This window comes from Rhodoligotrophos defluvii (assembly GCF_005281615.1).
Taxonomy (GTDB): domain Bacteria; phylum Pseudomonadota; class Alphaproteobacteria; order Rhizobiales; family Im1; genus Rhodoligotrophos; species Rhodoligotrophos defluvii.
Genome location: NZ_SZZM01000003.1, coordinates 524,845 through 544,092, shown reverse-complemented (window position 1 = coordinate 544,092; position 19,248 = coordinate 524,845). Strand labels below are relative to the sequence as shown.

At 64.3% G+C, this 19,248-nt stretch carries 17 protein-coding genes and 1 other RNA gene; 12 read left to right on the top strand and 6 right to left on the bottom strand.

Annotated elements, in window-relative coordinates:
- The first annotated feature begins 71 nt into the window (after nucleotides 1–71).
- Nucleotides 72–599, top strand: a complete 528-nt coding sequence (locus E4P09_RS26730; RefSeq protein ID WP_170984474.1) for a BA14K family protein — start codon at nucleotides 72–74, stop codon at nucleotides 597–599.
- A 103-nt stretch (nucleotides 600–702) separates the two neighbouring features.
- On the opposite strand, the gene E4P09_RS16800 is transcribed toward E4P09_RS26730, so the two are convergent.
- The gene (locus tag E4P09_RS16800) at nucleotides 703–846 is read right to left on the bottom strand and encodes a DUF3096 domain-containing protein (RefSeq protein WP_137390747.1); all 144 of its coding nucleotides are present in this window, start codon (nucleotides 844–846) and stop codon (nucleotides 703–705) included.
- Between the two features lie 283 nt (nucleotides 847–1,129).
- Here E4P09_RS16800 and E4P09_RS16795 point away from each other — a divergent pair, with 283 nt between their 5' ends.
- Nucleotides 1,130–3,526, top strand: a complete 2,397-nt coding sequence (locus E4P09_RS16795) for a phosphoketolase family protein (RefSeq protein WP_137390746.1) — start codon at nucleotides 1,130–1,132, stop codon at nucleotides 3,524–3,526.
- Between the two features lie 653 nt (nucleotides 3,527–4,179).
- Here E4P09_RS16795 and E4P09_RS16790 read toward each other — a convergent pair.
- Nucleotides 4,180–5,580, bottom strand: coding sequence for a D-alanyl-D-alanine carboxypeptidase (locus E4P09_RS16790; protein WP_170984473.1), 1,401 nt, complete (start codon nucleotides 5,578–5,580; stop codon nucleotides 4,180–4,182).
- A 368-nt stretch (nucleotides 5,581–5,948) separates the two neighbouring features.
- Between E4P09_RS16790 and E4P09_RS16785 the strand changes: the two genes are divergently transcribed.
- Nucleotides 5,949–6,296 (top strand): phasin family protein, encoded by a 348-nt coding sequence (locus E4P09_RS16785; RefSeq protein ID WP_137390744.1) that lies wholly within the window; start codon nucleotides 5,949–5,951, stop codon nucleotides 6,294–6,296.
- A 60-nt stretch (nucleotides 6,297–6,356) separates the two neighbouring features.
- Here the strand turns inward: E4P09_RS16785 and E4P09_RS16780 are convergent, their stop codons facing one another.
- Nucleotides 6,357–7,913, bottom strand: coding sequence for an outer membrane protein (locus E4P09_RS16780; RefSeq protein ID WP_137390743.1), 1,557 nt, complete (start codon nucleotides 7,911–7,913; stop codon nucleotides 6,357–6,359).
- A gap of 439 nt (nucleotides 7,914–8,352) precedes the next feature.
- Between E4P09_RS16780 and clpS the strand changes: the two genes are divergently transcribed.
- From clpS to E4P09_RS16750, 6 genes are all read left to right on the top strand, one after another.
- Nucleotides 8,353–8,679, top strand: a complete 327-nt coding sequence (gene clpS, locus E4P09_RS16775; RefSeq protein ID WP_137390742.1) for an ATP-dependent Clp protease adapter ClpS — start codon at nucleotides 8,353–8,355, stop codon at nucleotides 8,677–8,679.
- A gap of 8 nt (nucleotides 8,680–8,687) precedes the next feature.
- Nucleotides 8,688–11,090, top strand: coding sequence for an ATP-dependent Clp protease ATP-binding subunit ClpA (gene clpA, locus E4P09_RS16770; protein ID WP_137390741.1), 2,403 nt, complete (start codon nucleotides 8,688–8,690; stop codon nucleotides 11,088–11,090).
- Nucleotides 11,091–11,306: 216 nt separating this feature from the next.
- The gene (locus E4P09_RS16765) at nucleotides 11,307–11,657 is read left to right on the top strand and encodes a hypothetical protein (RefSeq protein WP_137390740.1); all 351 of its coding nucleotides are present in this window, start codon (nucleotides 11,307–11,309) and stop codon (nucleotides 11,655–11,657) included.
- Between the two features lie 11 nt (nucleotides 11,658–11,668).
- Nucleotides 11,669–12,403 (top strand): N-acetylmuramoyl-L-alanine amidase, encoded by a 735-nt coding sequence (locus E4P09_RS16760; RefSeq protein ID WP_137390833.1) that lies wholly within the window; start codon nucleotides 11,669–11,671, stop codon nucleotides 12,401–12,403.
- A gap of 44 nt (nucleotides 12,404–12,447) precedes the next feature.
- Nucleotides 12,448–12,856, top strand: an RNA gene (gene rnpB, locus E4P09_RS16755) — RNase P RNA component class A.
- Nucleotides 12,857–13,073: 217 nt separating this feature from the next.
- Nucleotides 13,074–13,847 carry a ferredoxin--NADP reductase gene (locus E4P09_RS16750; RefSeq protein WP_137390739.1) on the top strand — a complete coding sequence of 258 codons (774 nt, stop codon included), beginning with the start codon at nucleotides 13,074–13,076 and terminating at the stop codon, nucleotides 13,845–13,847.
- Between the two features lie 3 nt (nucleotides 13,848–13,850).
- Here the strand turns inward: E4P09_RS16750 and E4P09_RS16745 are convergent, their stop codons facing one another.
- A complete protein-coding gene (locus E4P09_RS16745) occupies nucleotides 13,851–14,339 on the bottom strand; it encodes a RidA family protein (RefSeq protein WP_137390738.1) in 489 nt (162 codons plus the stop codon).
- Nucleotides 14,340–14,515: 176 nt separating this feature from the next.
- On the opposite strand from E4P09_RS16745, the gene E4P09_RS16740 reads away from it, so the two are divergent.
- Genes E4P09_RS16740 through E4P09_RS16730 form a run of 3 tightly spaced genes read left to right on the top strand, consistent with a single transcriptional unit; the run spans nucleotide 14,516 to nucleotide 16,976 of the window.
- The gene (locus E4P09_RS16740) at nucleotides 14,516–14,944 is read left to right on the top strand and encodes a PaaI family thioesterase (RefSeq protein ID WP_170984472.1); all 429 of its coding nucleotides are present in this window, start codon (nucleotides 14,516–14,518) and stop codon (nucleotides 14,942–14,944) included.
- 10 nt (nucleotides 14,945–14,954) lie between these two features.
- The gene (locus E4P09_RS16735) at nucleotides 14,955–16,148 is read left to right on the top strand and encodes a CaiB/BaiF CoA transferase family protein (protein WP_137390736.1); all 1,194 of its coding nucleotides are present in this window, start codon (nucleotides 14,955–14,957) and stop codon (nucleotides 16,146–16,148) included.
- Between the two features lie 30 nt (nucleotides 16,149–16,178).
- A complete protein-coding gene (locus E4P09_RS16730) occupies nucleotides 16,179–16,976 on the top strand; it encodes a crotonase/enoyl-CoA hydratase family protein (RefSeq protein WP_137390735.1) in 798 nt (265 codons plus the stop codon).
- Nucleotides 16,977–17,201: 225 nt separating this feature from the next.
- On the opposite strand, the gene E4P09_RS16725 is transcribed toward E4P09_RS16730, so the two are convergent.
- Together E4P09_RS16725 and E4P09_RS16720 are read right to left on the bottom strand one after the other, a co-directional pair.
- A complete protein-coding gene (locus E4P09_RS16725) occupies nucleotides 17,202–17,984 on the bottom strand; it encodes a YdcF family protein (protein ID WP_137390734.1) in 783 nt (260 codons plus the stop codon).
- Nucleotides 17,985–18,048: 64 nt separating this feature from the next.
- Nucleotides 18,049–19,188 (bottom strand): DUF2332 domain-containing protein, encoded by a 1,140-nt coding sequence (locus tag E4P09_RS16720; protein WP_428977721.1) that lies wholly within the window; start codon nucleotides 19,186–19,188, stop codon nucleotides 18,049–18,051.
- Nucleotides 19,189–19,248 lie beyond the last annotated feature (60 nt).

Below are 19,248 nucleotides of genomic sequence, written 5' to 3'. Positions count from 1 at the left end.
AAAACGGGGGCTGGACAGCGAGCGTCTTCGATCATGAGCCGGGCTGCGGGCCCGGTCCGAAGGAGATGACGATGAAGAATGCAATGTTAGGGCTTGCAGGAGCTATGGTGATCGGTTTGACCGCGCTGGCTCCCAATGCGGCATCCGCTGCATCGCCGATCAGCTCGATCGCCATGGCTGACAGCATGCGCCAAGCGACCGGCCTGGAGACGACCCAGGTGCGGGATCGGTTCTGGGGTGGCGGCGGCTGGCGTGGCGGTTGGGGCCGTGGCTGGCGTCATGGCGGCTGGGGTGGCTGGCGCGGCGGCTGGGGCCCCGGCTGGCGGCACGGCTGGCGCCATCGCGGTTGGGGCTGGGGCCCTGGACCGGCCATAGGGCTGGGCCTGGGGCTCGGGCTCGGCGCGGCAGCCTTGGCTACGGCGCCCCTTTATGGTGGGGGCTATTACGGCTACGGCTATCGCCCCGCCTATGTTTACGGCGGACTGCGGCCATGGTCGCCGGCCTGGTACCGCTACTGCTCAAGCCGCTATCGCAGCTTCGATCCGAGCACCGGGTATTTCAGGACCCATTCCGGCCGGTTGAAGTTCTGCCGCGGGTAAGCGGAACCACGCCCTTCAGCAGCAGCGCGGGTCGAGCTCACGCTCGACCCGTTTCCAAAACCGGTTCCCCACCTTTCGCTATCGTCGACCTTCGCCCGAAACTTTAGCGGAACAGGCCGAGCAGGCCGATCACGATGAGATATATAGCCACCACGTAATTCAGCAGCCGCGGCATCACCAGAATGAGAATGCCGGCGACGAGCGCGATCAGGGGCTGGATCAGGGCGGGATCTATGGTGACATTCATGGCAACTCTCGCGATCGGGCAAGCAAAGCCCCGGTGGGGGGAGCACCGGGGCTTTCTATGAGATCGGCTCCGCGGGGAAGGAGCTTGGATCTCGCGGTCACCGGGGGATAAGTGACCGAGTATGGTTAAAACGTCGTAGCCGGTGCGTTGTTCCCTGGACCGTGGTAACGTTTTCGTGATCGCGGTTGCGCGATGAGCCCATCCCTTGTCACTGAGATGTGCAACCATCGGCACGACGTCGTGGTTCCCGGCTCCGAGGCATGCAGCCGAGCAGGAGGGTTCCATGAGTGATTTGGCCGAAGCCGTTTCGCAACCGCTCAGCGAGAGGGAGCTCCAAAATATTCATGGCTACTGGTGCGCGGCCAATTACCTTTCGGTCGGGCAGATCTATCTCCTCGACAACCCGCTGCTGCAGGAGGAGCTGAAGCTCTCCCACATAAAGCCGCGCCTGCTCGGTCACTGGGGCACGACGCCCGGCCTCAATTTCGTTTATGCGCATCTCAACCGCGTGGTCTTGCGCGACGACCTCGACATGATCTTCATTTGCGGCCCCGGCCATGGCGGCCCGGCGGTGGTCGCCAATACCTATCTCGAGGGCAGCTATTCCGAGATTTATCCGGAGGTCAGCCAAGATGTGGATGGCATGCGGCGTCTGTTCCGGCAGTTCTCCTTTCCCGGCGGCATACCCAGCCATGCGGCGCCGGAAACACCGGGATCGATCCATGAGGGCGGCGAACTCGGCTACGCGCTCGCCCACGCATTCGGCGCTGCCTTCGACAATCCCGAGCTGATCGTTGCCTGTGTGGTCGGCGACGGCGAGGCGGAAACGGGCGCGCTCGCGGCGTCATGGCACTCCAACAAGTTTCTCGATCCGGTGGGCGATGGTGCGGTGCTGCCGATCCTCCACCTCAACGGCTATAAGATCGCGAACCCCACAATCCTCGGGCGCATGGCGCATGACGATCTCGTGCGGCTGTTCGAGGGCCTGGGTTATGAGCCGCTGTTCGTCGAAGGCAGCGATCCCACGGTGATGCACCAGCGCATGGCGGAAATCCTCGACCGGGCGATCGGTCGCATCCACGCCATTCAGCAGGAGGCCCGGATCGGCGGGCAGGGCGGGGGTAATGGTGTTCCGCGCTGGCCGATGATCATCTTGCGCTCACCCAAGGGCTGGACCGGCCCGCACGACGTCGACGGCCAGCAGGTGGAGGGCTTCTGGCGCTCGCACCAAGTGCCGTTGGCGGGACTTGCTGAAAATCCCGCGCATCTCAAGATGCTCGAGACCTGGATGCGAAGCTATCGGCCCGAGACCCTGTTCGACCGGAATGGCCGGCTCATGCCGGAGTTGCAGGACTTGGCCCCCAAGGGCCAGCGGCGAATGGGGGCAAATCCCCACGCGAATGGCGGCTTGCTGCGCGAGCCGCTGGATATGCCCGATTTTCGCGCGCATGGCCTGGCTGTCGAGCGGCCCGGTGTGGCGCGCGGGGAGGCGACGCGGCAGATGGGGCGCTTGCTCAGGGACGTGATCGCGCGGAACCCGAGCAGCTTTCGCCTGATGGGGCCTGACGAGACCACCTCGAACCGGTTGGACGCGGTGTTCGACGTCACCAGCCGGGTGTGGCGGGAAGACATCCTGCCGATCGATGTGGGGCTCGCGCCGCAAGGCCGCGTCATGGAGGTGCTGAGCGAGCATTTGTGCCAGGGCTGGCTGGAAGGCTATCTCCTCACCGGCCGCCATGGATTGTTCTCGTGTTACGAGGCTTTCATCCATATCGTCGACTCCATGGTCAACCAGCATGCCAAATGGCTGAAGGTGACCCGAGACCTTCCGTGGCGCGCGCCGATCTCGTCGCTCAATTATCTGCTCACCTCCCATGTCTGGCGACAGGACCATAACGGCTTCAGCCACCAGGACCCGGGATTCATCGACCACGTGGTGAACAAGAAGGCGGAGATCGTGCGGGTCTACCTCCCGCCGGACGCCAACACCCTGCTGTGGGTGACCGACCACTGTCTCAGGACCTATGATCGCATCAATGTGATCGTGGCGGGCAAGCAACCTTCGCCACAGTGGCTCGACATGGACCAGGCCATCGCTCATTGCGAGGCCGGCCTCGGCCGCTGGTCTTGGGCGGGCAGTGAGCAGCCGGGACGCGAGCCGGACGTGGTTCTTGCCTGTGCCGGTGATGTTCCCACCATGGAGGCCGTCGCCGCGGCACAGCTTCTGCGGCAGCACCTGCCGGAGGTCTCGGTGCGGGTGGTCAATGTGGTCGACCTGATGGCGCTGGTGTCGCCGGAAGAGCATCCGCATGGCATACCCGACGAGCAGTTCGCAAGCCTGTTCGGCATCGGCCAGCCGGTGATCTTCGCCTTCCACGGCTACCCCCAGCTCATTCACCGGTTGACGTACAAACGTCCCAACCACGACGCCTTCCACGTGCACGGCTATCGAGAAGAGGGGACGACGACGACACCGTTCGACATGGTCGTCCTCAACCGGCTGGATCGCGTCCATCTCGCCATGGCCGCCGTCAAGTGGCTGCCGCAAACGGGCGCGAAAGGGCAACAGGTGATCGCGGCCTGCGAGCGGAAGCTCGTGGAGCACCATGCCTATGTGCGGGCCCATGGCCGCGACATGCCGGAGATCGAGGAGTGGGGACTCGAGGAGATTACCCACTGAGCGGGCTGCTGCCCGGTACTGCCGAAGGGATCGGGCTGCACTGTTACAGTTTGTTACTTTCTGTTACGAATTCTTAACCAAAGCTTTGGAAATCGTGATCGCATCTCCACCGGCCCGCCACAATTGGCATTTAAGTCAAGATGCGACTTCGGAATTATCAGTTCGCATCGGGGTGATTCATGGCACGCGCGATATTAGCGTTCGGGCGGCAGGGGGGACGTGTCATCGGAGATGTCGTGCTTTATGCCGCTTCGGCGACCGTGGTCTATCTCGTGTTGACGCTTATTCAGGCCTCGGGGTGACGTTATGTTTGACAGTCTTGGTGCCGCTGTGGCGGCGGAGGCAGCCGATCGCAGGCAGAAGGCCGGGGGAGCCGTTTCCGCCGCGCCGCCGGATTCGGCCGTGCCGGGCTTGTCCATTTGGCGAAGCATAGTACAGCCCGCGACGGCACGTTCCGCAGGACCCGTCTCGGCCGAGCTTCCACCGGACCGGCCTTCCCTCAGATTTATTGCTGAGCTCTGAATACGGCCGTCTGTCTCAGGCCGCGGCCCTTGTGGTTCAAGCTGGGCCGTGGGTGCCATCGACCAGGCGGATGTCATACGCCGAATGCCGGCCGGGATCGCCCGGCCTTGACCGCTGTGGCCGCGTGGCGCTCAGTCTCGCGGCGACAGGGCGAGGCAGTCGATCGACTTCTGCGAAAGCGCACGGCAGGCTTCGCGGGCGCTCTGCTGGGTGAAGCCCGAGAAACGGGCGCGGAAGATGGACCGCTGTGCGTCGAGCTGGGCCATTTCCGTAAATCCGGGCTTGCCGCGAAGTGGGGGAAGGCCCGTCGCCTTGACCGTGGCCAGCCGCTGTTCCGCCCCACTCTCGGTCGGAAACGCGCCGACCTGGATGAGCCAGCCGGCATCGTTGCGGCCGGTATCACCCTCGTCCATCTCTGATTCTTCTTCCTCAGCCAGCTCGATGTCGTCGGTTGCGGTTGCCGCGACCAGGGCTGCCATGGTGAGGGGCGTGGCGGCATTGGCAGCCACCGTCGGCGCAGCGGTATTGCTGGTGACGACCGGCTTCGCGGCATTTTGCGTGGAGGCTTGCGCCTGCGCAGGGCCGGCGCTGCTGGCTATGGTTGCGGTCTGCCCTGGTTGAGGGGCAGCAGCGGCAAGTATTGGCTTCTTCTCCGGCACGGGCGCCGCCGCAACCAGGCCGGCCGCAGGCTCGCGATCGGGCGAGGCACCGGCATAAGCGGCAATACTATAGTTGCGGCGCGCCGGTACCCGCTTGAACGCTTCATCCAGCATTGATGTCATGGCTCTGTTGCGCGAGGCCGCCGTCTTGCCGCCCATAACCACCCCGACCAGGTGCCGGCCGTCGCGGCGCACCGAGGCGAGCAGATTGAAACCGGACGCATTGATATAGCCGGTCTTGATGCCGTCTGTGCCGCGATACTTGCCAATCAGCCGATTATGGGTGCGGAAGGTCTTGCCGGCCACGGTGGCGGAGGAAATACCGAAATACTTGTAATATTCCGGGAAGTCGCGCTGGATCCTGAGCCCGAGTGTGGCGAGGTCGCGGGCGGTGGTGACCTGGTCGGGGTTGGGCAGCCCGGAAGCGTTTCTGAACTGGGTGCGGCTCATGCCCAGGCTGCGGGCAACCTGGGTCATGCGAGCGGCAAAAGCTGTTTCGGAGCCGGAAATGGCCTCGGCGACGGCAACAGCCACATCGTTGGCCGATTTCGTCACCAACACCCGGATGGCAGCGTCGACCCTGATCGACCGGCCCGGCGCGATACCCAGCTTTGACGGCGGCATGGAAGCCGCATGCTTGCTCATCACGATCGGGGAGTTGAGCTTCATGCGGCCGGCACGCAGCTCCTGAAACAGGATGTAAAGCGTCATCACCTTGGTGAGCGAGGCGGGATAGCGCGGGGCGTCGATATTGCGGCCGAAGATGATCTTGCCCGTCGCGGCATCCACCGCCAGGGCGGCATCGCGCTCGGCAGCCTGCGCGCCGGTTGCCAGCTGCAAGACGGCCATGAACAGCGTGATAACAAGGACCACGCACCCAAGCGGCCGCGGTTGCGGTCTCAGGCCAGCTCCTGCGAACGCTGATAGGACCATGACTCTCCCACACACTCCCCGGCGGTGTTACCAGAGTGAATAGTTCGCGGCCGGCCGTCAACAGCTGCGGTCATCCACTGGCAGGTGCCCGTCGGTTGTCACGCGCTGCGCATGCGCATGTCTGGGGCGCGATCATCGGGAGCGATCTTTACGATTTCGTTAAACTTGTGCCGGTTCGCCGGCTATTGTGCGACGCAAAAAATCATTTGACTTTCATTGTGCACTGCATATATTCGGCCGCAAGTCGAAGCTGTCGAGCCACCGCACCTGGCTCGTTCGACCACCAAAAAAGGGATGGAGCAAGAATCATGACCAACACTGTTGAGACGTTCCAGGCTTTCGGTAAGGAGCAGATCGAGGCCTCGGTCGCGAGCGCCACGGCTGTGACCAAGGGGCTGCAGGCCATTGCCGCGGAATGTGCGGACTATTCGCGCAAGACGTTCGAGCAGGGCGCGCAAACTTTCGAAAAAGTGATCAGCGCCAACTCGATCGAGAAGGCCTTCGAAATCCAGCAAGCCTATACGCGGGAGCTGTATGAGGGCTATCTCGGCCAGGTGAACAAGCTGGGCGAGCTTTACATGGCCACGGCGAAGGAAGCGTATAAGCCGTTCGAGAGCCGCCTGCCGCTGTTCAACGGCCCGGCCAAGAACCGCTAAGCCTCACTCAACTGTTCGGTGAAGCGTCGCATGCCCGGCAGGTTCGGCCTGCCGGGCTGTTCATGTGCCGAAATCGTAGCTGGCCTGCAGAAAAAAGCCGTAGCGTTCGCCCAAGAGATCGTACAGGCGAGCCGTCGCCTCAGCTTGGATCAGCTTACCGTCCGAGACGTTCATGTGCCAGTACCGTCCGCCAGCGCCCAGCTTGAGATTGCGACCGATCCGGTAGGATAGCACCGCATCGATCTGCACCCCGTCGCCGGTACCCTTTATCGGCCATGGGACGATATCGGGCCTCGTCAAGTGAAGGTCATCACCCTCGAACCGGCTTGCCGGCAGATAAGCCGCATCGAGCGAGAGTGCAAGGCGATCCGTCCATCGCCATTCCGCCGTTGCGCCAATTCGCAGCGAGTGCCAGCCGGTGACCGCTGAATGAGCAGGTCGTGACAGCACCGGCCCGAGACAAAAGGGACCATCCACGGCCACTTGCTCGCAACCAAACCCGTTATAGCGCTCCTTCAAGAAATGATATCCGGCATACGCGCCCAGCTGGAGCCAGGGCCGATCCCATATCACCAGTCCAAGGTCGATGCTGGCGTAGCGCACCCTGCCGTCGCGCTGGTCGGAGAGTGTCCTTGAATAGGGTTCCGTCACCGGCGGGAAGTCCTCGTCGGTCAATTGGCCTCCTTCGAGCGCACCCCCGCCGAAATAGCCCTTCAGAAAGAGGCGTCCGGCATAGTCGAGCCGTCCAAAGGCCTCTCCCGTATGCCCGGTTGCCCTATAGGTCAGGGCAGACAGCGGAGAATGGCGCTCCCAGGCGTATCGGAACTTGCCTGCACTCACCCAATACCGCACGCCGAAACTGCCCTGCCAGAGCGATGGCTCAGCGATCGGCTCCTCGAGATAAGCAGGCGTCGGCGCCCACAGCCGATAATTGAGGCCCACGGTGGCGAGGTAGGTATGTTCCGACACCTTCACCAGCATGGACCCGGCCTGATCTCTCATGCGGAACTTGGCCGTGCCGAACTCGTAAGCTGCGAATTCCGCCTGTGCCGACCAGCGGTCATCGATGGCGAACTCCAGCCCTGCACCGGCCGTCCATCCAAGCTCGGCCCGGTCGCCTCGGAAGATGTTGTAATAGGTGTTGCGGGCGGCGATATTGAACCGGCTGTATTTCAGGGCCGGACCAGCCTTGACATAGACGAGAACCCTGCCGAGATCGTATCCGGCCCTGGCGGTCAGCGCAGCGAGCAGGTCCGTATCGTTCCTACAGATCCAGCCTCCGCCGTTTTCGCCGGCACCGCATGCGACCAGCGCCTCGAGGTTTGTCCAGCCCACGCGTCCTTCCAGGCCGACGAGCAGATTGTCGAGTTGCCGGCTATAGCCGATCTGTCCACCGGAAGCGACGCCCTCACTGGCTCCATCGGCGGGAAAGGACCCTCCGAACGGGGTGAGCAAGCCGGTGGGGTCTCGCCACTCAGCCTTGCCCCATGCGGTCGAGAAATGGATGCCGCCATAGAGGCCCGCCCACCGGGATGCGCTTTCCGGCTGGTCGAGATCGGCAGCAGACGCAGCACAGGTGAAGGCGAGCACGCTCGCCACAGCAAGTGAGTTGCGCATGGGGATGTCCGGTTGACTGTTTGCACAATCTTAAGTTGTGTAACCAACCAGTCAAGGACACTTCCCAGCAGCCCACGTCTGCCGGCCTGATTTCCGTTGGCGGCGTTGTGATCACGCCACATGTCCAGCCCGACGTGCGGCACCTGCCCATCCCAGCGGCGCTCGGGTTGCCGAGCTGGATCTCGCGAAACTGTGTCCATAGCTCGTTCACATCTGCGGGGCAGGGGAGTTGCATTCGAGAAAGCGAGGGGCGAAAGTCGCGGTCAGCTGGAAAATGCATTGGCCAGGGACGGTGGGGCTATTGCCATCTCGCAATCACCCCACGAACTCATATATAGTCCGAGGCGAAGGGCGACGGTCCGCGACCAGGGGCGGGATGGCGCCTGGCACGGACGCCCGCAACGAGGATCCATGCTGCAGTCTGGTGGCGATTGAATTCATGTCGACTGGGAATTTTGGCAACCGGGAAGACGGCCAGAGCGGCGTCGTAACGCGAACAAGGACGCGGACGAAGAAGCCGAGCATGTACAAGGTTCTGCTTCTGAACGACGACTACACGCCGATGGAGTTCGTCGTTCATGTCCTGGAGCGGTTTTTCGGCAAGGGGCGGGAGGATGCCACGCGCATCATGCTGCATGTCCACCAGAAGGGCGTCGGCCTGTGCGGGGTTTATACATACGAAGTGGCGGAGACCAAAGTGACGCAGGTCATGGAGTTCTCCCGCCAGCATCAGCACCCGCTGCAATGCACGATGGAGAAGGAGTGATCGGCCCAGTGCCTAGTTTCTCTCGCAGCCTAGAGCAGGCCCTCCATAGGGCACTCGCTCTCGCCAATGAGCGGCATCACGAATATGCCACGCTCGAACATTTGCTTTTGGCTTTGGTCGACGACAAGGACTCGGCTGCGGTCATGCGCGCCTGCAATGTCGACCTCGACCTGCTGCGCCGCAATCTCGAAAGCTATATCGATACGGAGCTCGCCAATCTCGTGGTCGAGCACGGGGTGGAGTCCAAGCCCACGGCGGGCTTCCAACGGGTCATTCAGCGCGCCGTCATCCATGTGCAATCCTCCGGACGCGAAGAAGTGACGGGTGCCAATGTTCTCGTCGCCATCTTTGCGGAACGGGAGAGCCATGCGGCGTTTTTCCTGCAAGAGCAGGACATGACGCGCTACGATGCAGTCAATTATATTTCGCATGGTATCGGCAAGCGGCCGGGGACGTCCGAACCCAGGACGGTTCGTGGTGAGCAGGAGCCGGCCGATGAAGGCGAGGCCAACGTGAAGGGCGGCAACGACGCGCTTGAAGCCTACTGCGTCAATCTCAACCGCAAGGCGGAAGAGGGGCGCATCGATCCGCTGATTGGCCGCGAGGAAGAGGTTCGCCGAACCATCCAGGTGCTCTGCCGGCGCCAGAAGAACAACCCGCTGTTCGTGGGCGATCCGGGTGTTGGCAAGACCGCCATTGCCGAAGGTCTCGCGCGCAAGATCGTGAACGGGCAGGTGCCCGAGGTTTTGAAGAACTGCACCATCTTCCAGCTGGACATGGGCACGCTGCTCGCGGGCACCCGCTATCGCGGCGACTTCGAGGAGCGTATCAAGGCGGTGATCAAGGAGATCGAGCGCTATCCCGGCGCGATCATGTTCATCGACGAGATCCATACGGTGATCGGCGCCGGTGCCACATCCGGCGGTGCGATGGATGCCTCCAACCTGCTCAAGCCGGCGCTGGCGGGCGGCTCGCTGCGCTGCATGGGCTCGACCACCTACAAGGAATACCGCCAGCACTTCGAGAAGGACCGGGCGCTGGTGCGCCGGTTCCAGAAGATCGACGTGAGCGAACCGACGGTTGAAGACACCGTGAAGATCCTCAAGGGGCTCAAACCCTATTTCGAGGAGTTCCATGGGGTGCGCTACACGGCGGAGGCGGTGCGCACGGCGGTGGAGCTTTCGGCCCGCTACATCAACGATCGCAAGCTGCCGGACAAGGCGATCGACGTCATCGACGAGACCGGCGCGTCGCAGATGCTGCTGCCGGAGTCGAAACGCAAGCGTACCATCGGCGTGAAGGAGGTGGAGGAGACCATCGCCAAGATGGCGCGGATACCCTCCAAGTCGGTGTCGCGCGACGATGCCATCCTGCTGAAGGACCTGGCGGAGGACTTGAAGCGGGTGGTGTTCGGCCAGGACCAGGCGATCGAGGCCTTGGCCTCGGCCATCAAGCTGTCGCGTGCGGGCCTGCGCGAGCCGGACAAGCCGATCGGCTGCTATCTGTTCTCGGGCCCGACCGGCGTCGGCAAGACGGAAGTGGCCAAGCAGCTCGCGAGCCTTATGGGCGTGAATCTATTGCGCTTCGACATGTCGGAGTACATGGAGCGGCATTCCGTCTCGCGGCTGATCGGCGCGCCTCCGGGCTATGTGGGCTTCGACCAGGGCGGGCTCTTGACGGACGGCGTCGACCAGCATCCGCACACGGTGCTGCTGCTCGACGAGATCGAGAAGGCCCATCCGGACCTGTTCAACATCCTGCTGCAGGTCATGGACCACGGCAAACTCACGGACCACAACGGCAAGTCGGTCGACTTCCGCAACGTGATCCTGATCATGACCACGAATGCGGGTGCCGCCGACCTGGCAAAGGCGCCAATCGGGTTCACCCGCGAGAAGCGCGACGGGGAGGACTCGGACGCGATCAACCGCCTGTTCTCGCCGGAATTCCGCAACCGGCTCGATGCGATCATTCCTTTCGCCAATCTGCCGCCGGAAATCGTGCGCCAGGTCGTGGAGAAGTTCGTGCTGCAGCTCGAGGCGCAGCTTGCCGACCGTCAGGTCAATATCGAGCTGTCGACCGAGGCGGCCGACTGGCTGGCCAAGGAAGGCTACGACGAGCTCTACGGCGCCCGGCCGCTGGCCCGCGTCATCCAGAAGCACATCAAGCAGCCGCTGGCGGACGAGGTGCTGTTCGGAAAACTGTCCGGTGGCGGCACGGTGCGGATCACGCTCAAGCGGGACGAGAATGGCAGCTCGTCGCTGGCCTTCGAATATCTCTCGCGCGAGCAGGAGATGGCCGGACCGCCGGAAGCCAAGGGCAAGGGGAAGGGCACGCCAACCCGGCGCAAGCCGAAGTCCGGGCCGGATGGCGGCGAATCCAAGCCCAAGGTGCCGGAGTTCACAAACTGAGCGACCTCGCGGCTGTCTCTGCAATCCCTGTATGCTCGGCCGCGCCTCGGCGTCGAGCCAGGCATACAGGGCGACACGGCACATGGGCCGCGACAGGGCGGCGCTTTACTTCCGAGCGGGCCTCGTTCATTGATGCCAGATCATCGCCAGACTGCGGCCTGCCCGCGGGTGTGGCCGTGACATGACCTGGGTTCACCATGGCGAGAGATTAGAGAGATGGCAGACGCAGACCGGTCTCCAGCAGAAGCCGAGGGTCAGCAAGAGCTGGTGCTGACCCGCTCTCCAGCCATCCGCATGGCTTCGACCTTCGGCATTGCGTCGATGGCGCTCGTGTCCGTCATCGCGATGGTGGCTGCCTTATGCTGGTCGCTACAAGGGCTGCTGGGATTGCCGAATTGGCTCGCATCGGGCGCATTCGTCCTCCTGTCGCTGCTCGGCGTGTGGACGGCGGTCTGGGTCGGCCTGCGCAATTGGCATGTGGAGAAGCGGCTGGAGCGCGGGCTCGAAATCGACGAGCCGAAATGGTCGATCCGCAGCTATCTCCAAAAGGGTGCCGAGGCCCGGTGACGCATTTGTCGATGCAGCACTGTCCTTCGCCCAATTTCGGCGAGCGGGCGCCCGGAACATCGATCGACATCCTGCTTCTTCACTATACCGGCATGCAGAGTGCGGATGCCGCGCGTCGCTGGTTGTGCGATCCGCGGTCGCAAGTCTCCTGCCACTATCTGATCGACGAGGCCGGCCTGATCACGCGGATGGTGCCCGAGGAGAAGCGAGCCTGGCATGCCGGGGTTTCTTCCTGGCAAGGCAAGGAGGACATAAACTCCCGCTCGGTCGGCATCGAGATCCATAACCCCGGTCATGACGGCGGCTATCCACCCTTTCCCGCCGTGCAGATGGCGGCGGTGACCGAGCTCTGTTCAGACATCCTGGCGCGGCACAGGATCGCGCCGGCCCGTGTGCTTGCCCACTCCGACGTGGCGCCGGGCCGCAAGATCGATCCCGGCGAGAAATTCGACTGGGGGCAGCTCCATGCCGCCGGCATCGGCCACTGGGTCGAGCCGGAGCCAATCGTGCCCGGTCAGGAACTGCGCTTCGGCGATCGGGGCGAGAGCGTGCGCGATCTGCAACGGAAGCTCGCTGCCTACGGCTATGGCATTGAGCCTACGGGTGAATACGATCAGCGCACAATGGACGTGGTTGCCGCCTTCCAGCGGCATTTTCGCCAGGCGCGGGTCGATGGTATTGCAGATCTGTCGACCATCGGCACCTTGGAGCGGCTTACCGAAGCCATCGGCCCGGCGGATGTTTGAAAACGACGCGCGCTGATACCATCTTGTGTTATAGGCAGGGATCGCCAGTCGGCCGGATGGCCGCCTTTGCCCAAGGGCGAAAGCCGGGCAGGGGAGGAAAGTCCGGGCTCCAGAGGAACACGGTGCCGGGTAACGCCCGGCGGGGGCGACCCCAGGGAAAGTGCCACAGAAAGCAAACCGCCCCTGCCTTTGTGCAGGGGTAAGGGTGAAAGGGTGCGGTAAGAGCGCACCGCGCTGCCGGTGACGGCGGCGGCATGGTAAACCCCACTGGGAGCAAGACCGAATAGGGGCGGCCAGGGCAGCAATGCTGGCCCAAGGTTCGTTTCTCACCCGCCGCCCGGGTAGGTCGCGCGAGGTGTGCGGCAACGCACATCCCAGATGAATGGCCATCCAGCGCCGAACCATTGTTGCGTTCGGCGTGGACAGAACCCGGCTTACAGGCCGACTGGCGCCTCTCCCTTTCCCTGCTGATGGGAGCCTGTCCCACGTCATCCCGCTTGATCCGCTGACGCGGCGCAACAAAATAATAAGCCGTGGACGCTGTCGGGCGGGCTATGCGGCGCTAAGGGGTGATTTACCCGCGACCGTAGGATCGGTTGACCTTGCGCCTATTGTGCACTAACGGGAACGGCTTCGTTTTTCTGTGTAGGCTAAGCGGGATCGCATCAGAATGGCTGCACCGGCTCCTCAGACCGTCATCGAGGTCCGGCACTGGACGGATCGGCTCTTCAGCTTCAAGACCACCCGGGACAAGAGCTTCCGTTTCGAGAACGGTCAGTTCGTCATGATCGGGCTGCCGGTGGACGGCCGGCCGTTGCTGCGCGCGTACAGCATGGTCAGCGCCAACTATGAGGAGTGCCTCGAGTTCTTCTCGATCAAGGTGCCGAACGGTCCGCTCACCTCGCGCCTGCAGCAGATCAAGGTGGGCGATCACGTGCTGGTGGGCGGCAAGCCGACCGGCACCCTGGTGCAGGCGGCCCTGACCGACGGCAAGCGCCTCTATCTCGTCTCGACCGGCACCGGCATCGCCCCATTCATCAGCGTGGTCAAGGACCCGCAGGTCTACGAGCGGTTCGAGACCGTGGTGCTCATTCATGGCTGCCGCTTCATCAAGGAACTGGAGTTCGGCCGGCTAGCAGTCGAGGCACTGCGCAAGGACGAGTACCTGAGCGAGATGATCGGCGACCGGCTGATCTACTATCCCACCGTTACCCGCGAAGAGTTCGTGCACCGCGGCCGGGTCACCCATCTCCTGGACTCCGGCACCATCGCGAGGGATACCGGCTTGCCGATGCTGAACCCGGCCGAAGACCGGGTGATGATCTGCGGCAGCCCGGCCGTGCTCGCCGACATGTGCGCGCTGATGGACAAGCTGGGCTTCGAGGAAGGCGCCCTGTCCAAGCCCGGCAGCTACGTCATCGAGAAGGCCTTCGTCGAACGCTAACGATCAGCGCACGGCGACCGTCATCCAAGTCTCGAAGCAGTAGTTGTCGGCGAGCGAGGTCACGCCGATGGTGGCGCGGGGTCCGACGCCGATCTCCTCGCCGAATACGTCCGCGAACAGATCGGTGAGGCCGCTGGCCACCCGGTGCGGTTCCGTGAAGCCGGGGGCACAGGCCACGAAATTGAGCGAGCGCACGAGTCCGGTCACCCGGTCGAGGTCGCCGATGGCTTCCTTGATGCCGGCCAAGCAGTTGAGCCCGGTGAGCCGGGCGGCCGCGTAGCCCTGTTCGATGGACACGTCCCGGCCGAGCACACCGGGATAGAGCACCTTGCCGTCCTTCATGCCGGCGGTGTGGCCGGAGAGGAACAGGATCTCGCCCGAGCGGTAGTAGGGCCGCATCTTCCCATATTTCTGGCCGTAGTAATCCTTCTCGTCGGCGGTCTGCATGGGCAGCTCGAGCCCGAGTTCCGCCAGTCGCTGCTCAACCTTCATGATGATCCCTCCGGCACGGCTCTCTGGCCAGCTTCACCGTCTGCTCGCTGGATCGACCTCCTGTCAAGCGGGCCCGAGGGCGTGGCTTGAGAAAATTTCCCGCCTTTCGTCTCGACCTTGCCGTGCGGACAGCTTAATCAACTTGCCGTCGACGTTGCTTACGAGAGATGAGGCCAATGCTGCAAACCGACCTCGATCCCGCCGCCGAGGGGTGGGACGCTTATTCCGAGCCCGGATATATCGAGCTGATCGGCCCCCTCTGGCGGTCGCGTGAGGGAGACCAGCTGCTGATCGGCCTCAAACTCGCCGACAAGCACATCAACCGCAATGGCGTTGCCCATGGCGGCCTGCTGATGACGCTGCTGGACCACGCCATGGCCATGGCGTCCCAGGAGAAGAACGGCAACCGGCTGCAGGCGACCATCCAGTTCGAGACCCAGCTGGTGGGTAAGGCGGTGCGCGGCGACTTCCTGGTGATCCGGCCGCAGATCATGCGTGCCGCGCGCAGCCTGATGTTCATGCGCGCGGTGGGGACGGTCGATGACCGGGTCGTGGTCTCGGCGAGCGGCGTGTGGACGCTGTTCGACGGTGAAGGCAAGCGCTAGGGGGGCAGGCATGTTGGCGCTGGAGGGGTTGAAGGTTCTCGATCTGTCGCGGGTGCTGGCCGGACCGTGGTGCACCCAGACTCTGGCCGATCTCGGGGCGGATGTGTGGAAGGTTGAGAACCCGCAAGGGGGCGATGATACCCGCAGCTGGATGCCGCCCGACATCAATGGCGAGAGCACCTATTTCCTCTGCTGCAACCGGTCGAAGCGGTCGATCGCGATCGACCTGCGCGATCCGGAGGGCCAGCGGCTGGTGCGGGAGCTGGCCAGGCGGGCGGACGTGGTGGTCGAGAATTTCCGCAAGGGCGCCCTCGACCGCTTCGGGCTCGGTTATGACGACCTGCGCGAAATCAATCCCCGGCTGATCTATTGCTCGATCTCGGGTTATGGCCGCAGCGGGTCGCGGGCGGAGGAGGCGGGCTATGACTTCGCCATCCAGGCGGAGAGCGGGCTCATGGCCATCACCGGCGAGGTGGACGGCGAGCCGATGAAGCTCGGCGTGGCGATCTGCGATATCGTCTCGGGCATGAATGCGGTGCAGGCGATCCTGGCCGCGCTGCTTGCGCGGGAGAAGACGGGGGAGGGGCAGTTCATCGACATCGCCCTGCTCGACAGCGCTGTCAATGTGCTGGCCAATGTGGCGTCCGGCTATCTGGCGACGGGCAAGCCGCCGGGCCGCTACGGCAATGCCCATGCCTCGATCGCGCCCTATCAGGTGTTCCCGGCGAGTGATGGCAGCTTTGCGGTGGCGGTCGGCAACGACCTGCAATTCCGGGCTCTGTGCGCGAAAGTGATCAACCGCCCCGAGCTGGCTGACGACCCGCGCTTCGCAACCGCGAAGACCAGGGCGAGCCGTCGGGCCGAGCTCGCGGAGATTCTGAGCGAGATCTTTCGGACGAAAAGCAAGGCCTACTGGGTGGAGGCGCTCAAGGCGGCCGGGGTGCCGGGCGGGCAGATCCGCACGGTGCCGGAGGTGTTCGCCGCGCCCGAGGCCGAGGAGCGCGGCATGTTCGTCGAGGTGGACGATGCCCGCCACGGCAAGCTGAAGCTGCCGGCGCCGGCCTTGCACCTGCGGGGAACGCCGACCCGCACGCCCACCGCGCCACCGCGGCTCGGGGAGCACACGGATGCCATTCTCGCGGAGGTGCTCGGTCTCGACGACGAGGCTCGTGACCGGCTGCGCATGGAGGGTACGGTGGCATGAGTTCCAATAGCTGACCGGGGAGGAGAGCCCTTGAGCCTAATCATCGAAGAGCGCGACGGCGCGATCGCCACCATCACCCTCAACCAGCCGGAGCTGCGCAACCCCATCTCGGACAGTGAGATGATCGACGCGCTGGAGCAGGCGATCAGGCGGGCGGACCAGGACGTCTCGGTGCGCGCCGTGATCCTCACCGGCGCCGGCAGTGCGTTCTCTTCCGGCGGCAATCTCAGGAAGATGGGCGGGGAGGGCGGATTGAGCGACAGCCTGCCCGCCAAGACCCGGCGCAATTACCGGTTCGGTATCCAGCGGCTGCCCCTGCTGTTCGAGGCGCTGGAGGTGCCGGTGATCGCCGCAGTGAACGGGCCCGCCATCGGGGCTGGCTGCGATCTCGCCTGCATGTGCGACATCCGCATCGCCAGCGAGAAGGCGAGCTTCGCCGAGAGCTTCGTCAAGCTCGGCATCGTGCCCGGCGATGGCGGAGCCTGGCTCCTGCCGCGGGTGGTGGGCTTCTCCAAGGCCTGCGAGATGGCGCTGACCGGCGATGTGGTGAAGGCGGACGAAGCACTGAAGATCGGGCTTGTCTCCCGAGTGGTGCCGGAGGTGGAACTGATGAGCGCCGCTCGGGACATTGCGGAGAAGATCGCTGCGAACCCGCCCTATGCCGTGCGCATGACCAAGCGGCTGTTGCGCGAGAGCAGCCGCAACGGCCTGCAGACGATCCTCGAGATGTCGGCGGCCATGCAGGCGCTGGGCCATGCGACCGAGGACCATAAGGAGGCGATCGCCGCCATGCTGGGCAAGCGGGCTCCGCGCTTCACCGGGCGGTGATCAGTCGCCACCACTCTCGTTATTGCCGCGCTTGACGCGGCAAGCCAGGGACCAAAGGGGGAAAGCTTGTGCCGTGTGGCCCTGGATGCCGGCTTAGCGCCTAGGCGCGGCCGGCATGACGGATTCTCTCTGGTTCAGCCGCTTTCGTCATCACCGAGCTTGGCCCGGTGATCCAGGGCGACAAGCGAAAGCCTTCGTTGTGCCGGGGCCGGGGACCAAGGGCTGTTACGGCGCGGGGAAGAGCTGGGCGGTCCGGCCGGTCAGGTAGTAGGTGAGCAGGCCGATCCACTCCTTTTCCGCGAGCCCGAGCACGTTGAGCAGGTCGCCGAGATGGCGCTTGTGGTCTGCCGGCGTGCGGAAGTCCACGGGATAAGGGACGACATCGAAGCCGACCTTGCGAAAGCATCCCACGGCCCGCGGCATCTGGAAGGCGGAGGTGACGAGCACCCAAGTCTCTCCAGGCTTGGGCTGGGCCGCCTGCTTGGCGAGCAGCGCGTTTTCGTAAGTGTTGCGCGATTTGGCATCGACCGCGATCCGAGCGGGGTCGATGCCGAGCTCGATCAAGATCTCGCGCATGATGAGGCCCTCGGGCGTGCCGCGCTGGTCGATGTCACCACTGCCGCCGGCGAGCACGATACGCGCATGGGGATAGGTGCGCGCCAGGGCGACGGCGGTGGTGAGCCGGTCGGCGCCCTCATCGAGCGTCGGCGTGCCGCGGTAGGAGGACACGTCGTTGCGGGTGACCCCGCCCAGCACCACGATGCCGTCCACCTGATCGCCCAGCCGTGGAACGGGAAAGCGGTTTTCGAGCGGTGCGATGAGCCAGCGGCCGATGGGCAGGAGCATAACCAGCACCATGCCGAGCGCGCCGAGGCCGGTGAGCCATCTGCCCTTGTTGCGCAGGCGAGGCACGAGCTGCAGCGTCAGGCCGACGACAATGAGCAGCAGGAGGAAATTGCCGGGATCAGCGATGATCCAGAACAGCTTCGAAATCGCGAAAAAATCCATGGGCCCCCGTCCATGAAGCAGGATGAGCCAATCTTATCGCCATCCCGCTTACAGTCCGTTTGCGTCAGTGCTCGGCAAGCCACTCCACCCAGCGGCCGTGATAGTCAGCCCGTGCCAGCTTGACGGTGGCCCCCCCGGGCCAATAGGTCAACGCGAGCAGCCCGCCCTTGCCAGCGCCATCCGCTTCGAAACGCAGCCAGGCCAGGGGTGTTTCCGGTCGCGCCGCGGCCCCCGCCTTGGCAAGCGCCGTGCGGATACGCCGACGTGCGCCCTGGGTCAGGTACTGCCAGACGATGGTGTGGTAGACCACGTGCGCCGCGCCGGGTTCACCAACCTGCAAGCGCTTCTCGACCCAGTCGGCCGCATCGGCTTGGTCGACCGATACCCCGCTGTTTGCAGCAACCTCCAATATGGCCGAGAGGCGCTGCATGCGATCCGTCTGGTCCGGCCAGACATAGGACAGGAGACGCCGGCGCGCCATCGGACAGTTCGGGTCGAGCGGGTTGCGGTCGCAGCCGCGGCGGTCTGCCACCTCAACCGGCACGTCCAGATCGGGCATGCGGCCGCGCCATTCCGGCGCAAGCTCCACCCGGGCGGACGGGCAACCCCAGGTGCGGTGTCCGATCCGGTAGCGCAGCCGGTCCCAGCAGAGGTTTGCGCCGGAGCTCGCGCCCAGCTCCGAGAGCTGCAGCGGCAGTCCAGCTCGTCTGGCAATGGCAAGAAAGCCGCCGAGGAGGATGCCTGAACGGGCCACCTCATTGGTCTGAGGCGGACTTGCCAAGGTGTTGAGAATGCCGTCGGCGCGGGCGGCCAAAACCTGCTCGATCGTGTCCCAAAGCCGATCAGGCTCCGGCATCGGGTTCGGCGGATAGAGTGCTGCGAGTTCAGGCACCTCGCCAGACAGAACGAGGGAATGCAGGGCACCGGCAAAGCGCAGCGCCAGGGCATCGCGGCCCGCACCGCCCGGCCAATGGAGAATGGCGCGGCCAACGCGATCGCGAGCGTCGAGCCGTTCAGCCGCAAGCCACAGCAGCACGGCGGTAAAGGGCGAGCCAAGCGTCGCACAAGCGCGCGCCTGATCCTGGAAGGCGCTACGCACCCGCCGGCCGGGCATGACGGCGTCGTAGGCCAGCGCCGCGCCTGCCTTGAGCAGCCCGCCCGTCCGGTCGCCCATGCCCCACCACTGCTTCAATCCTGATGCCATCGGCGATCATACCTCGCGAAAACGTGATTGATGCTCCCTAGCACAGGGAGAGGCGACAAT